Origin of the sequence: Enterobacter sp. Acro-832, assembly GCF_011752745.1 — a bacterium.
In the GTDB taxonomy this organism is placed as follows: domain Bacteria; phylum Pseudomonadota; class Gammaproteobacteria; order Enterobacterales; family Enterobacteriaceae; genus Enterobacter; species Enterobacter quasiroggenkampii.
Window position 1 is genome coordinate 142,750 of record NZ_VWWX01000006.1, and the last position, 16,446, is coordinate 159,195.

Sequence of the window (16,446 nt, forward strand, 5' to 3'; positions counted from 1 at the left end):
TAATCCTATTTGGGATGGAAGTTTGTGACTCGACCTGTATTTTTATCGAGATAAACTCTAAAATTCAACCCGCCAGCTGTAGCGTCATATGCTGACTGACCATTGAGCATTGCATCTCTATACCCTTTCACTGCAGCCTCTTGCCCAAGATCTAACATTACTTTGTCAGTATATATTTTCGGATCATAGATAGTTTTCTTTTCTGGACTTGGTTTATATTTTCCATCTAAATTCCCCGTGCGATCTTTGGTAGGAACTAAGTATTCAACTTCAGAAATACCTTTAACATTTGTAGGTTTCTCGCTTACGATTTTTACGCCATATTTTTTAACGGCATCATAAAACGCATCAGCATTATGCCCACCTGAAATCCCACTCTTTTGCGTAAACCCATCAACCGTTGCCAGATGTTTTGGTTGATCAATTCTGATACTCATCCCATCAGGATAAATGATTGTCGTAATGCCCTTCTCTGTACTGGTTTTATATGGCAGCGAATTTCCGTCGTACTGACCGCCAGGATACTCTACATTTTTAATATCCTTACCCGGTTTTACTGAATACTCGCCATCGCCAGCAGTCCATGTGATCGATGGATTTTCAGGAATAACTTTGTCTACTTTGGAAGTGACTTTTGCAACAATCTTCTCTGTCAGAGCCGTACCTGTTTTTGCAACACCAACACCACCGGCAACAGCAGTAATGAGATCGGACATGAGTTTACCCGCCTCAAGACCTGCATTGTACGCACCTCCCGCACCTGCCCTCTGATACTCTGATTCCATCAGATTGATACGATCAATATAACTTTGTTTAACGGCATCCGACATCGTACTGAACATGTCGTCGCTCGTGATTAATTGCTTAATCGCATCATAAGTGGCGGCAGGATTTGTGATGGCTTTCGATAAACTCTCGACGGAATCACTAATCCCCTGAGGAACACCAACCAGCATACCAGCCCCGTAGGCGGCCTCCTGCCCGATATCAATAGCATCCCATTTAGCACCGACTTTCAACTGGCATGAGGTGTTACCTTTACAGGCATCAAACTCTTTATCCCGCTCAGAACGTTGTTGGTTGCTAAGATAGTTATTCTCAACCGTCGTTTTGCCCGCCTGAGCCGCCGCTACCGCGTTCGCGCTGCTGTCTCCGACAAGCCCACCAGCCAGGCCAGAAGCCAGTGTCGCCAGCGCAGATACCGCCTGTTTTTCTTCCTCGCTCAGTTCGCTGACCTGTTTGCCAAAACCGTCAACTGCAATCTTACCAGCCAGCTCACCCACCGCTGCACCGGCTGCGGCCGACGCCGCATCTCTTCCTGAAGCGGCTGCAAGTGCGGCGTTGACAACCGCATGGGCCAGCACGCGTCCCTTAAGATCCTTCTCCGGGATGGCATTCGCGATGGCATTGGCGATATACGGCGCGGCACCGCCCGCAATCGCAGCTTTAATATCACCACCTGCCAGCGCCTGAATGGCCGCCGTTGCTGCCGTGATGGCGCGCTGGGTGCTCTGCCCCGTTCCCATGCCAGACTGGTTAAACGCTTCGTTATAGAAGGTCTGGTACATCTGGTCATGAATCGCCTGATCGGTAACCTCTTTACCGTCTTTTTTCAGCTGGCTAATGGCGGCGTTACGCGCATCGCTGCCCGCGGTTTTCATCTTCTCGTTGGCCGCTTCCGTGGCCGCAATCTTGCCGTTGGTGCGCGCAATATCCGCAACCTGATTGCCGATCTCGCCAATCATTTGCGCGGTTTGCAGGCGTTTCTGCTCTTTCTCTTTGTTAAAGATCGGGTCGATGCTGCCGTTGGCATGGTCAGTGTCACGGCTGAGCGTGCTGACGTCCTGCTTCTGGTTAGCCTGGTCGCGAACAATGATAGCACCGTCGGCTACCGCTGATTGCGTGGTCCCTTCAGCATGGCCGCTGCCGCCCATTCCTGCCAGCATTGTGCTGGCCATGTTGCTAACCAGATTACCCGCAACCCCGGCGCCGCTGCTGAAGCCGACACCCTGATGTTCAACCTTATACTCCGCCTTATTGTTGATGTCCGTAAAGCCCAGCGTACCGGTCTCAAGACGGTTTTTGTCTGCATCAGCACGGCTGGCAATCACCGCACCGTCCAGCTGCGTATGGTTGCCAACGTTAATATCAAAGCCGCCTTTGCCAGCGAAGATCCCGGTCTGCTCCTGGACCGAGTCGTAGTTGCTCTTCATCTTGTCGCGGCTGATGCTAAAGCTGCCGCTACCGCTGCCCGCTCCCCAGGTGTAGCTTGCACCCGCATTCATACTCTGCTGTTTGCTGTTGTATTTGTCGCTATCCTGCAGGCTGCTGAGGGTCAGGTCGCGCCCGACATCCGCCGTGACCTTATCGCCGTTGACCTGCGCGCCTTTAAGTACCGTATCGCGGCCGCTGGTCAGGTTGACGTTCTGTCCGGCATCCAGCGTCGTTTCGTTCCAGGAGGTTCCATTGCCTTTTTCGCTGCCTCTGGCGGCGTTTACGCTGGCAGAGACGGTGATGCCCGCGCCATTCGGACCGGCGGTAATACCGATCCCGATTGAGCCACCCTTGCTGGAGTTACTGCCCGTCAGTTTGTTGGTGTCGGCTGCACTCGTCAGGTTGATATCCTGAGCCGCATTGAGCGTCAGATCCTTGCCAGCCTTCAGCTGACTGCCCGCCACGGTAATATCACCGCTGTTGGCAGCGTCGCCCTGACCTGTCGCCGTGATGGCGAGGTTACCCCCGGCATTCAGCGTGCTGCCGGTCGTTTTGTCCTGCTCCGAGTGTGAGGTGGATTTAGAGGACTGTCCGCCAATGGAGGCCATCACGCCGAACGCGCCATTGTTGGTGGGATCGCTGCCGTTAGCCGCTTCAGCGAGACGGTTGGCCTGCACGGCCTGAACACCCGACAGTGCCGCTTTGGTCGCCTGAAGTGCGGCGAGACGGCCATCGCTCTGGTCTTTCACCGCCATTGCCGTGCTGGCCGCAGTGTTCACCGCGTCACCCACTGCGCCGGAGAGGGCAATCGTCAGGCCACTGCTTTTCTGCTTGAAGGTTTGATCACTGGTGAGCCTGTCGTGGCCCGGCTCGATCGTCACGCTGTCTCCGGTGAGCGCCATATTTTTGCCAGCCACCAGATCCGCGCCGCCGACATGCAGCTGATTACCGGCGGCAATATCAACGCTCCCCCCCGTCGAGCCCACCGTACTGAAACTCTGGCTCTGGGTGGTGCCCTTCTCACGGAGATCCTGGGTACTTTTGCTGCTGCCGATGGTGAAACCAATCCCGCCCGAGCCCATCAGGCCGGATTTTTTCTCTTCCTTAAAGCGCCAGGAGGTATCGCTGTTCGTCGCTGCCACGATATCGACGTTGTTGCCCGCCTTAAGCTTCACGTTGCCATCGCCCGCCACGGCGGAGCCGTTCACCAGCAGGTTATTGCCCGCAACGACCTGCACGTTATCACCGCTCAGCAATGAGCCGGATTCACGCGTCGCGCTGTTCTCCTCGATGGTATGGGTGGTTTTCTTGCTCAGGAACCCTTTTTTGGTTTTGGTCTGCTCTTTGTAGTGATAATCGCTTTCGGTTGCGGTATTGAGATTGACGTCACGGCCTGCCGCCACGCCGATATCGCCCTTCGCCGTTACCTGCGCGGCTTCGGTGGTGACATCGCGCCCGGCGAGGATCTGGGTATTCGCCCCGCTGGCGATCTCGGTTCCCTGCTGGCGTACCGATTCGTTGATGACGGTTTTCTTGCCTGACTTATAGCTATCGCCCTGCGTGGTCTCTTCCGCCGCCAGATTCACGTCGCGACCCGCCTGCAGCCCGACGCTTTTCTCCGCTGCCAGCGCGGCGGCCTGAGCGTTGATATCCTGCCCGGCCTTCAGCACCAGGTTATCGCCTGCGGAAATCGTGGTGCGGTCGAGCCCGGTGCTGTGGGACTCGCTTTTCCCTTTACGGCTGCTTTCGCTGGTCTGTGCCGCGTTCAGATTGAGATCGTTGCCCGCGCTCATCCCCGCGCTGCCGCCCGCCTTCAGGTCGCTGGCGGTCACGTCAAGGTTGTGCCCGGCGTTCACCAGCAGGTTGCCGCCCGCGGTGACGTTACTGCCCTGATACGTGACGGACGAACGGCTGGTTTTCGCCCGGCTGGAGCTGAATGCGTCGTTGATCTGATTCGCGTTGACGGCAATATCGCCCCACGCGTTCAGCAGCATATCGCCGCCGGAGGCCAGGTTCGCCCCGGTAACGGTGATGTTTTTCCCCGCCTCAAGCGACAGGCCATCCTGCGCGGTAATAGACGCCGTGTTGCCCAGCAGGGTGTCTTTCAGGCCGATCTTGCCGTACTTCCCGCCGGCGTTGATATCAATCTGCTCAACCTGGGTCAGGTTGTTGATGCTGCCGTCCAGGCTCTCCAGCGCGACCGTTTTGCCGCTGATGGTGGAGCTGATGTTATTAATATCGCCGATGGCGCTCAGGTTCAGGTCGCCGCCCGCTTTCATCAGGCCGTTGTTGAGGTTGCTGATACTGTTCTGGCTGTCGAGCGTCAGGCTGTTTTTCGCCAGCAGCGAGCTGCCGCTGTTGGTGATGTCGCCGCCCTTCAGGGTGACGTTGTTGCCCGCGATTACGCTGCCGTTATTGACGGTGACGTCCTTCGGCGACAGGTAGAGTTTCGGCACCATCACGGTTTCGCCGTTGACGGTGGCTTTCTCCCACCACAGCAGGCTGTGGTCGAGCGCGGCAATCTGATCGGCGGTCAGCGAGACGCCAAACTGCAGGCCCAGCGACTGCTGCGCCGCCGCCGCGTTATCCATCAGATAGCGCATCTGATCCAGATCGGAACCGATGCCGTTCAGGTAGCGGTTACCGGTCTGGTTGAGCACCACGTTGGAGACATAGCGAGTATCGAACGCCGCATCACCGAGGAAGCGGTAATCGTAATCCGGGTTCAGGTTGAGACGGCCGAGCATGTAAGACGAGCCGAGGAACTGCTTCTCGTCGGTAAACGCCAGCCGCGTCTCCTGCGGTGCCGTGGACGACGGTTTGACCCCGAGCATTGCGTTCAGGTCGGCAAACAGGGCGGGATCAAGCTGTCCGAGACCGTTCAGTTTCGGGTTGATGCTGATCAGGTACGGGCTTTTCGGGTTGTCGGAGAAGACAAAATAGCCGTTGTTGCCCGACGGAAGCGGGTAAGCGCTGGTATCGACGCGCTGGCCCTGGTAATGCCCGACGGCGCCGCCCTGAGCGGTTCTGAGATCGGCGGTGGTGACCCCGGCGTTCGCCAGTGCGCCCAGCTGGCCGAGGTTCGCGTTGCCTTTCTGCCTGGTGCCAATGTTGCTGAGAGGCGTGCCGGACGCGCCGCCGTTTTCCAGCGCGCCGCCGCCGTTAAGCTGCTGTAGCGCACCCTGGAGCTGATCGTTCCACTGCAGCGAGTTCACCGCCACGGTGCCGGTATTGCTCAGCCCCTGTTTTTGTACGCCGCTGCCGACGCTCTGGTTGCTGAGGGTGTTCAGCGACGGCGTGGAGATAACGTTGCTGACGCCGCCCGCGTTCGCAGTGGTATTGGTGTTGCTGATGTTACTGGTGAAGTTTGCGGTAACGTTACCGCCCGCCTGGATGACGGAACGATATATTGTTCCTCCGGATCCTTCGTCCCGATCATCACCCTGTGCAACATAGTGAATGGGGGTCTTCTTATAAACATCTGCGTCGACCGACGCGGAGGGATTTGCTTTACGATTATATTGCTCACGGTCGGCAACATATGTCCTGTAACGCGTCACCGTACCATCAGTCCATGACTGATTTTGCAGAGTCGTACCAGAAAGGAACATATCTTTCGCGGCAAGCAGTGTACTGGCATTATTTTCCAGTTGTCCCGCCTGAATGACCATCCCCTGAGCTGAACTAATCCGTCCCGCTCCACCATTTGCGGACACAGTTTGTGTCGTTCGTAAAATCGCAATCTCTTTCGCCGGACTGTTTTTCATCGGCATCGGAGTAGCTATATCCCTGCATGTAGGACCAGCTCCGTGCCCGGGACTGCCACCGCCGGTACAGGATTCCATGACGATATAGCCATAATCGGTTCCCGCGATCAGCTCAGAAAGAGGGATATCCGCATAGCCGTCCTTCAACCACTTGACCTGCTCCATCAGGTTTTCGGTTTTGCTGTTAAGCACCACCAGACCATCCCTTTGGTTCAGCAAATGCCCCGTCCTGATCGCAATATCCCCGCGCTGCGTCTCAATATTCCCCGACGTGTTCACCACCTGGCTGTTCGCATTTCCCGCCGCATCTCGCTGCATCCACAGGTTGTTTCCCGCCATGATGTCGCCGCGCTGGTTGGTGATGCTGTCGGCAAACAGCGCCAGATTATTCGCCGCGTACAGCAGCGCGGTGTTGACGATGGCGCCCGGCGCGCTCAGGGTCAGCGAGCCGCGCGTGCCGGTGAAGCCGTCCACGGTAATATTGCTCCGGCTGGCCACGGTGATGTCACCTCCACCCTGCACCGAGCCCGCGCCGTTCAGCGCCACGCTGCTGCCGGAAAGCGTACTCGCGCCGCCGCCAGTGGTGATTTGTCCGTTGTTGCTGAGCTGCCCGCCCGCATTCAGGTTGACCGCCTGCCCCTGCAGCACGCTGCGGTTATCGATGTCGCCGCCGCTGTTGATGGTGAGGGTTCTGCCTGCCGCCACAGCGGTTCTGCTGGTAAACGCGTTCGTCAGCTGCAGCGTTAAGTCCCCCAGGGACACCAGCTGGCCGGTAAGGTCCAGCCCACGGCTTTGCAGCCACAGGTTGCCGCCGCTCAGCAGCTTGCCGCCCGCGCTCTGGGTTACCTGGTCCGCGCCAATATTCAGCTGCGTGTTGCCGAGCAGCGTGCCGCTGTTGTTCAGCTGGCTGTAGTTAACCGTCAGCTGTCCCGCCTGGGTGGTGCCCTGGCTGGCGAAATTGGTGCCGGTCAGGGTGGCGCGATCGGCCACCCACGTGCCGCCGTTGGTAGCGTTTGCCGCATTCAGGATCAGGTCGGTGGCCTGCAGCCAGCCGGTGCCGGTGAACTGCGGCGTGCCGAGCGTCAGGCGCGCGCCGGAGAGGAGTCTGCCGTCGTTACGCGCCTGCGAGGAGGCGGTCACGCGCGTCTCGCCGCCGCCCTGGATCAGGCCGTAGTTAAACAGCGCGGGCGTGGTCAGCGTCAGCGCATCGCGGCTGACGATCTCGCCTCCGCTGTTGTTGGTCAGCGTCCCGCTGAGGGCCAGCGTCGCGCCGTTATCGCCCTGCAGACGTCCGTTGTTGGTGAGCGCCCCGGTGGTGATGCCGAGCGTGCCCCCCTGCATTTTGCCGTCGCTGGTGACGGAGGCCGCCGTGATGTTCAGCGCCCCGCCGGACAGCAGGGTGCCGCCAGACTGCTGGCTGACCGCGCCGGTCTGGCTGAGGGTCAGGCCATTCACGCCGCTGATGGCGCCGCTGTTGCTGAGCGTACCGCCTGTCAGCGTCAGGTTTTTCGCCGCCCACTGGCCCTGGTTCGCCAGCGTCGCGGCCTGCAGCGTGGCCGCACCCAGCGCGGTGATCCTGCTGCCTGCGGTTCCGGTGAGCGTATCGGCCAGCGTCATCTGCAGCGCGTCGGCGCTCTGCACCGCGCCGCTGTTGGTGAGCGACCGGGCGTTAAGCTGGATGTTCTGTGCCTGCCAGCTGCCGGCGTTGGTCACCGCGCCGGACGCAATCGTCAGCGCGCCCTGGGTGAGAAGCTTGCCGCCTGCGCCGTTGATCAGCTCCTGCTGCGGCGCGGCCATCGCCATGCGCGCCATCAGCCGCTGCTGCCCCTGAACGGTCAGGCTCTGCAGACCGGTTAAGGTGCCCTGGTTGTTAATGCTGTTCTGATGCAGCGCGAGAGTGTTCCCCTGCACGGTGCCGCTGTTTTTTAGGGTGCTGCCGCCGAGCGTCACATCGCCCTCGCTGAGGAGCTGCCCGCGGTTATCCAGCGTCTGTGCGGTGATGTCCGCCCGGCCCTGGCTCATCAGCGAGCCGGTTGAGGTCAGCGTGCCGCCGGTCGTGGCCGTCAGCGTTCCCTGGCTGAGCAGAGACCCGCCGTGCGTCCAGTCGCTGGCGCGGATGTCCACGCCGTTCCCCTGCAGCGTGCCCTGCGTGGTCAGCTGGCCTGCATCCAGCGTCAACATGCCGCCGGAGAGGGTGCGCGAGGTCGCGCCCGTGGTCAGCGTGGTCCCGGTGAGCGCCAGGCCGTTCGTTCCCTGCATCAGCCCGCCGTTGTTCATATCGCGGGCAGTGAGGGACAGCGTACCGCCGGTGATGCGCCCCGGGTTCGCCAGGGTGTCCGCGGTGAAGGCGGTCGCGCCGCCGCTCTGCAGCAGCCCGGTATTCGTTAACGCCCCGCTGAGCGTGCCGCTGAGTCCCGTCTGCCCGTTCACCGTGCCGCTATTGGTGAGGGTGGTGCCGGTCATGCCCAGCGTCGCGCCCTGCAGCGTACCGGCGTTGGTCAGCTGTCCGCCCGTCAGCGTGAAGCCGCCGCCGGAGAGCCATTTACCGTTCAGCTCGTTGATAAAGCGGTCGGCGGTGGCGTTAACCGCGTTGCTGCCCTGCATCAGGCCGCTGTTGCGCAGCTCAGTACCGCCTGCTGTCAGCGTTTTGCCCGCCACCGTGCCGCTGCTGGTCAGCGTCGTCGCGTTAAGCACGGCATCGTCGGTGGCAACGATGTTCCCCGTGTTGGTCAGGGCATTGCTCAGGCCCAAATCCAGGCTCTGCGCCTGAATATCGCCCCGGTTCGTCAGGTCGCTGCCCCGCAGGGTGAACCCGCCCTTCACCAGCAGCAGGCCGGCGTTATCGAGCGTGTCGAGGGATAAGTTCAGAGGACTGCCGCTCACCAGCTGCCCGGTGGCGCCGTTGCTCAGCGCGCGGGTGGTCAGCGTCAGCGTGTCGTTGCCCTGAAGAATCCCGGTGTTGTTCAGCTGCGCAGCCTTCACCGTGAGGGCTTTCCCGGCCAGCTGGCCGTCGTTGAACAGCTGGGCCGCCGTCAGCGTGAACAGATTCTGGCTGAGCAGGGCGCCCGTGTTATCCAGCCTGCCGGTCGCGGAAAGCGTCAGGGCGTCCAGCGTCTGAACGCTGCCCTGGTTATTCAGGCTCACGGCGTCAAGCGTCGCGCTGCGCCCCTGAAGGCTGCCCGCGTTGCTGAGGGTTTGTCCGCTCAGCGTCAGGCTCTCGCCGCCCGTCACCTGGCCCTGAGGCTGGTTCGTGAAGGTGTTCCCGGACCAGGCCAGCGTGCTGCTGCCCTGAAGCAGGCCGCTGTTCTGCAGGTCGCCCCGCAGGGTCAGCACTTTCGCCAGCAGCTGGCCACGGTTATCGGTCCTGTCGGCCTGGATGTCCAGCGCCTGCTGGCTGAGCACCTTACCGCTGTTGATCAGCGTGCCGGTTACCGCCGCCGTCACGCCCGTTTCCCCCAGCGCGTTACCGGTGTTCATCCACTCACCGGTGGCGAGGTTCAGGGTGTTGCCCTGCAGCAGCCCGGCGTTGTTCAGGGTGGTGTGATTCAGGGCGAGCGCGCCACCGGAGAGCAGCATGCCCGCCTGCTGGTTGCTGAGCTGTGCCCCGGTCGCCGTCAGGGAATGTGTCCCCTGCAGCGTGCCGCCGTTGGTCACCGACGCGCTGTTAAACTGCGCGTCGGTACCGGCCATCAGCCCGCTGTTCGTCAGGCTGGCGGTAGTCAGCGTCAGGCCGTTTCGGGCAATCACCCGCCCGTCGGCATCGTTGCTGGCCTGTCGGGTCAGGTTCAGCAGCAGCGCGGTGGCGCTGAGCTCGCCGCTGTTGACCAGCGTTTCACCGCCGAGCGTCAGCGTTCCGCTGCTGCGCAGCGCGCCACGGTTAGTGAGGTCTGCCACGCCGAGCGTCAGCGCCGAGTCCCCCTCGACGGTGCCCTGGTTTTGCAGGCTGTTCGCCGTGATGTGCAGGTCGCTGGCCGCAATATTGCCCGCGTTAGCAAACGCAGTGCCGTTCAGGGTGAGCCGGTCGTCCGCCAGCAGGCGTCCGGTATCGGTGTTGGTCAGGCTGAGGTAGTCGCTGCTCAGGCTGACGCCGTTGATTTCACCCTGGTTTGTCAGCGTGTCGCCCCGGAGGCGCAATGTGCCGTCAGTGGTGATAAGCCCGCTGTTAGACAGCACCGGAATGTTCAGCGTTAAATCCTGCGTGCTGTAGACCGATCCGCCCGCGAGGTTTGTGAGTGACCCGGTCTTCAGGCCGAGCAGAGTGGTCCCCTGCAGCAGTCCGCTGTTCTCCACCGAGGCAGCGTCCAGCGCCAGCGTACCGGCAACCAGCGTACCGCTGTTGGTGATGCGATCAGGAGCCGTCAGGGTCATGCGATCCGCTTTTGCGACGCCGGACTGGAGGATGTTCTGTCCGCTGAGCGCGATGGCGCTGGCGGTAAGTTCTCCGCCGCTGGTCAGGTCGCCGGTCGCGTTAAAACTCAGCGCGTTACCGGTGGATTTCCCGGCGTGCGCAATCGTGCCCGCCGTCACCGACAGAGCCCCCTTCGCCGCCTGCGTGCCGTTCAGCGCGGCATTCTGCGCCTGCAGAGTGAGCCCCTGCCCGCTCTGCAGATGCGCATCCTGGCCGGTGGTCAGGTCGCCGGTACTGACGGTTAATGCCCCCGCCGCATCCGTCTGCCCGTTCAGGCTGGCGCTGCGGGTCGCGGTAATCTGTACATTGCCCTGACTGGTGGTACGGGATGCCTGACCGCTGGTCAGGGTGCCGGTCTGCACCGTCAGCGCCGTCGCGCCGGACAGAGTACCATTCTGTTCAAGCGCGTCTGCCGTCACGCTCATCGCCCCGTCAGCCAGCAGGCTGCCGCTGTTACGGAGGGTCTGCTGCGCCGTGACGTTTGCATTGCCTTTCGCGCTCAGCGTGCCCCGCTGTTCCAGGGTACCGGCGCTTAGCGCCAGGTTGCCGGCGCTCTGCAGGGTACCGCTGTTAGTGACCGTCTGCCCCTTCAGGGTGACGTCGTTACCCTGCACCGTGCCGCCGTTTGTCAGCTCTCCTGCGTTCACGTCAAGGTGGCCTTTCGCTGCCAGCTGGCCGCTGTTGGACACCCTGTTGCCGGAGAGGGCAATGTCGCGCCCCGCATTCACCTGCCCCTGATTACTGACGGCGCTGCCCGTCAGGCGGACATCGCCCGTGGCATCGGCCCGGCTCTGGCCGTCCATCACCAGCTGTCCGCCGCTCAGGGCCAGATTCTCTCCTGCCGAGACCGCACTGGCCGTGGATGACAGCGTGCCGCCGCTGCTGAGGGTCGCGCGGGTATCGCTACCGCTGCGGGTATTCGTCAGCGTGATATCTTTCCCGGCCGCCACGCTGAGCGCGCCTTTGCTGGTGACGCTGCCGCCGCGCTGCGTCAGGCTGCCGTCGGTGGACAGCGTGGTGTTGGCCTGGCCTGTCAGCGTCGCATCCGCAAGCGCCATTCCCTGTTTGCTCGTGACGGTTAGCGCCCCGCCCTGTGCCGACACGCCGCCGCCGTTTACGGTCAGGGTATCTTTACTGTCCAGCGTCGCCGCACCGCGGGAGACCAGGGAGGTATTGCTGAGCGTCATCCCCTGCCCGCTGCTCACCGACAGCACGCCCGCGCTGTTTGTCCCGCCGCCCGTCGTCTGCACTTTCCCCGCAGCGGAAAGGCGCATATCGCCCTGGCTGGCGAGCGTGCTGTTATTGAGTTCCACATCCTGCGAGCTGGCCACATTCAGCGCGCCCCCGGCCTGATGGCTGCCGTTGAGGACCACTCCCGCGCCATTCGCGGTAATCGAGCCGCTGGCCACGCTGTTCGTGACCGTCAGTTTCCCGCCCGCGTCCAGCTGAATGTCGCCCTGGCGCGCGGTGAGGTTGCCGAGGTTCACCCCCACGCCCGTCTCGCTGGAGACCAGGCGGATACGGTTGGCATACATCCCGCCGAGCGCGCCGGTATCCACGGCCACCACGGGCGCGGCACCCTCACCGGCAATCGGCTTGACGCTGCCGTCTGCACCCACGCGGTTCGCCCCTGCCGTTACCGTCAGGTCGTTCGCATGTATCGCGGCGTTCACTTCCGTCGCGCGCGCAATGATCGACAGCGCGTCGCTCTTGCTGGCATCCAGCCCCTGGCCTTCAACCGTGATGGCGCCTTTCGTCACCTCCAGCGCCTGCAGGTTACCGCTGGCGTCGAACTGCGGTTTCCCCGTGGTCAGGGTGACGTTCGGGGTGTTGATAAATCCGCACCCGTTACAGGTAATGCCGTACGGGTTGGCCACCATAACGTTTGCTGCTTTACCGGCGACTTCCGTGTAGCCCTGCAGCTGCGAGCGGTTGGCGCCCGTGACTTCGTTGATAATGCCTTTCGCTTCCCGCCCGGCCTGCAGGTTGGGGTTGTTCTGGATAAGCCCGCCCAGTTGGGTCTGGGTTAAACGGTCCGTGCCGTTATTGAGGATAAGCCCCTCTTTGCCGACGTTATACTCACCGAACTGGTTATGCGAGATACCCGCCCCGTTGGGCGTGGCGATGTTGACGACCGGCACCCCGTTCCCCGCCTGATCGACCGTGGTCTGCCCGGTCGGCGTCAGCGCCGCCGCGACGGCAGGTGCCATCGGCTGCCAGACCATTAAGCCGCAGACAATCCAGCTGATCAGACGCTGCGAGAAACGAACGGGTGGGTGACGGGTATCCATAGTCGTAGAGTCTCTTAAAGCATGAAGGCAATGCGCCAGTTAACGCTCACATGATCCGGGCCGAGCCAGTCGGGGTAGTGCAGGGGCGTGCCGACCGAAATCTGGCTGCTGTACCAGCGCCCTGCGCTGCTCAGCCCCACCGAGCCTCCCCATAACGTGCCGGAGGCAAAACGGTCCTGACGGTCTTTTTCCAGCCAGCCGCCGTCAACGGCGACCGTTGCGCTCACTGCGCCAATCACCGGAAGGGTGAAGAGGGAATACCCCAGCTCGTTACGCCAGTAGCCGCCGTTATCCCCGGACAGGTACTGCTCTTTAAAACCGCGCACGGAGCTTTCGCCGCCGAGCGTCAGGCGCTCGGAACCGTACAGCCGATCGGGCGACCACTGGCCGTAGGCGCTGGTCAGCCACCAGGCATTACGGGTAATCGGCCGCTGGAAGCTGGCGTTCAGACTCCATTTGCGGAATTCCGCACGCGGCACATCCCCGGACTTATCTTCGTCGGTTTCGGCATTGAACCACGGCATGCCGTGGCTCCAGGTCGGGTTGAAGGTCGCCACGCCGCCCAGCATTTTTTGCGTGTGCGTGATCCCAAGAATCAGGCTGGAGAGGTTGCGCGTGCTGCTCTGAAGCGGCGCGTCGTTGAGCCAGTTGCGACTGGAGCGCTGAACCACGCCAGCCGCAATGCCGGTTTTCACCTCCCCGTTGCGGAAGACCACCCAGGACGCGTTAACGCGGTGGGTTTTGGTATCGCCCGTGGAGAGCCAGTTGAATCCCTGGTTATTGATGGTGGTCCGGTAGTTACTCCAGGCGTAGCTGTAGTCCAGTAATCCGTAGCCAAACGGCACGCTGACGCCCGCCTGGAAATTCTGCGCATCGTACGCGCTGGCAAAATCACTGCTGCGCCCGCCGCTGATAAACCATTTATCCGCCAGCCCCAGCATATTATTGGCGGTGAGCACGCCACTCAACTGATCTTCGCCGGTACTCTTCTGCCCGCTATTATCCAGACTTACGGATACACTTAAGGGAAATTCCGGTTTTGCCGTGAGATTAACGATGGAATATCCGGCCTGCGTTCCCGGAAGAATTTCAATCTGAACCGGGTCGGTACGCAAACGGTTAATTTGCTCCATGCCCTGTTCGATGTCGCGTAAATTAAGGATGCCGCCCACCCGTCCCGGAAACGCCATTTTCAGCATACGCGGCGTTTCGCCTTCCAGACGGATCGCTTCCAGTCTGCCTTCCAGCACAACAATATTCAGCTGACCGCCGGAGAGATCCTGCTCGGTAAGAAAAGCGCGGCTGGTGATATATCCCCGGCTGATATACCAGTCAGAAATATGGGCGAGAAGTTCCGTTATTTTCGCCATATCCAGACAGCGGCCCTGCCACGGCGCGACAAGGGTCTGCCGGTTTTTCGGTGAGATTAAGGTCGCACCGGAAAGGGTAATGGTATGAATGGTGAAACAGGGCCCGGAGCCGGTAACAGGCAGCGGTCTGGCGGGCGCAGGGCGAGGAATACTGCGCTCCAGCTCCTCACGCTGTTGCTGGTTCTGTAATAAAAGCTGCTGCTGTTGCTGTTGAATGGAATCGCGATCGGCCGGCGACAGCGGCGCAGCATTGGCGCGCGCTAAAAAAAAGACGGCCAATAAGATAGCAGCAGCATAATTTACTAATGAAATTATTCTATTTTTTATTTTGGAGCTATTCATCCATGCCACAAAAATGTCCGCAATGATTATTTGCGTAATATAAGAGCATTCTTAAAGCGAGTATATCTAATTTGCGTTAGGGCATCTGAAATAAATTTTTCTTTCAGAAAAATGAGAAGGGTATTAAGAAAAAATACGAACTAATTTAACTAAGCCTTAAATCTTGAGTTAGCCCGAAGACACTAGCTGTGAAGACGGAAAGTTTTTCGCCACTCTGCGGGACTCACCCCAAAACGCGCTTTAAACTGCTGTCGCCAGGTGACAGCGGAATTAAACCCCACCAACTCAGCCACGCGTTCAATCGGCATATTTCCGGCTTCCAGTAAGATCTGGCTGCGCCGCAGGCGTTCGGCGGTCAGCCAGTCGGTGACGCTCATCCCCGTAGCGTTAACAAAATGACGGGTCAGGGTGCGGCGGCTCATCGAGACCACGTCCGCCAGCGAGTCCAGACTATGCGGTTCGGTGATGTGCTGCTGCAGGTAGTCGATCAGGCAGTTAATGCGTCCGTCGCGGGTATCTTTGGGTACCGGCTGGGCGATGAACTGCGCCTGCCCGCCCTCGCGGTGGGGCGGAACAATCATCCGACGGGCAATCTGGTTAGCGACCACGCTGCCAAAGCGCTGGCGAATGATATACAGGCAGCAGTCGAGGGCTGCGGCAGTCCCGGCGGAGGTGATGATATTGCCGTCATCCACGTAAAGGGCATTAATATCCAGCTGAACGTTCGGGAAGAGCGACTGAAACTGACGTTCGAACTCCCAGTGGGTGGCCGCACGTTTGCCGTCGAGGATCCCCGCCCAGGCCAGCACAAACGACCCCAGACACAGCCCGACGATTTCCGCACCGTGGTCTCTCGCCTGTACCAGGTTGTCGAGCAGCGACTGCGGCGGGCGTTCAAGAACGTGCTGCCAGTAAGGAACGACAACAATATCGGCCTGCCCAATGGCGGTAAAATCCTGCGTGGCGTTGAGAGCAAATCCGTCTTTTGAGGTGAGAAACCCTGGCGTTTCGGCGCAGATCGTCACGTTAAAGCGCTTTTCTCCGGAGACCGAGTCGCCAAACAGAATGCAGGGAACGGAGTAGTGGAACGGGCTGAACCCGTCTACCGCGACAATCGCGACGTTGATTAGCGACATCTGTCTCTCCTTTCCCTTTCAGACACTCAGAATATAACGGTTTCGCCATCCTGGGGAATGCTCACTGCGTCACTCACCTGGTTGGCTTCAACGTACTCCCGCAGCGCGCTGCGGGTTAACAGACAGTGGTTAATGGCTTCCATATGGATCGCCACAATTTTAGCCTGCGGCAGCAGGAAATGGACGTTGAGCACATCCTCCTGCCCCATAATAATGGGCCCAAAACCAATGACGTGGGCATAGCCGGCGTTCAGCACCACCACGTCCGGCTGATGCTTTTGCAGATCGGCCGCCACCTCGTCACGCCAGACGGTATCCCCGGCAATATAGAGCGTCTTCTCATCAGGATGACGCAGCACCACACCACAGGCCTCGCCCAGCCGCTCCGCCAGTTCGGGCACGGCGTATGCGCGATCGGTACCGTGCTGGCCGCCGTGGGTCTTCGCAATTCGTATCTCGCCGAAGGTGGTCTCGTCGGTCATGACCGTCAGGTTGCTGAACCCCTGGCTGCGCAGCAGCGCGGCGTCGCGGTCATTTTGTACGTAAATGGGTTTGTCTTTGGCGATCAGTTTCGCCGCGGCGCGATCCCAGTGATCGTCATGGGTATGGGTGACGATCACCGCGTCGGCGTCCAGCAGCGCGTTGACGTCAACGGGGAGTTCGACCGTCGGGTTGCGGCGTTCGGCATGGGCCGTGCCAGGGAAGCCCGGATAAGCGCCCTGTGGGGCCAGCATCGGGTCGACTAAAAGACGTTTTCCGGCATAGGTAATCAGTTGGGTGGCATTGCGAATGTGGGTGATGTTCATGGGCTATCCTCCGGTTGGTGTGATAAGGAGGATAGCCAGCCGTCGCGCGTCACGCTGTGGGTTAAAGAGCGATTACCGATGAAATCGGGCCAATTTACGTCACCGTGCTTTA

Annotated in this window: 4 protein-coding genes; all 4 read right to left on the bottom strand. The window is 60.5% G+C overall.

Translation table 11 applies throughout. The features are described from left to right. Positions 1-5: 5 nt before the first annotated feature. Complete coding sequence (cdiA, locus tag F3J31_RS19195) at positions 6-12,680, bottom strand: contact-dependent inhibition toxin CdiA (protein WP_167214775.1); 12,675 nt, start codon at positions 12,678-12,680, stop codon at positions 6-8. Between the two features lie 14 nt (positions 12,681-12,694). Next, positions 12,695-14,392, bottom strand: a complete 1,698-nt coding sequence (locus F3J31_RS19200; protein WP_167214845.1) for a ShlB/FhaC/HecB family hemolysin secretion/activation protein — start codon at positions 14,390-14,392, stop codon at positions 12,695-12,697. A 182-nt stretch (positions 14,393-14,574) separates the two neighbouring features. Beyond that, positions 14,575-15,528 carry a helix-turn-helix domain-containing protein gene (locus F3J31_RS19205; protein WP_167214778.1) on the bottom strand — a complete coding sequence of 318 codons (954 nt, stop codon included), beginning with the start codon at positions 15,526-15,528 and terminating at the stop codon, positions 14,575-14,577. A gap of 26 nt (positions 15,529-15,554) precedes the next feature. Then, entirely contained in the window at positions 15,555-16,334 is a 780-nt protein-coding gene (locus F3J31_RS19210) for an MBL fold metallo-hydrolase (RefSeq protein ID WP_167214781.1), read from the bottom strand. Positions 16,335-16,446 lie beyond the last annotated feature (112 nt).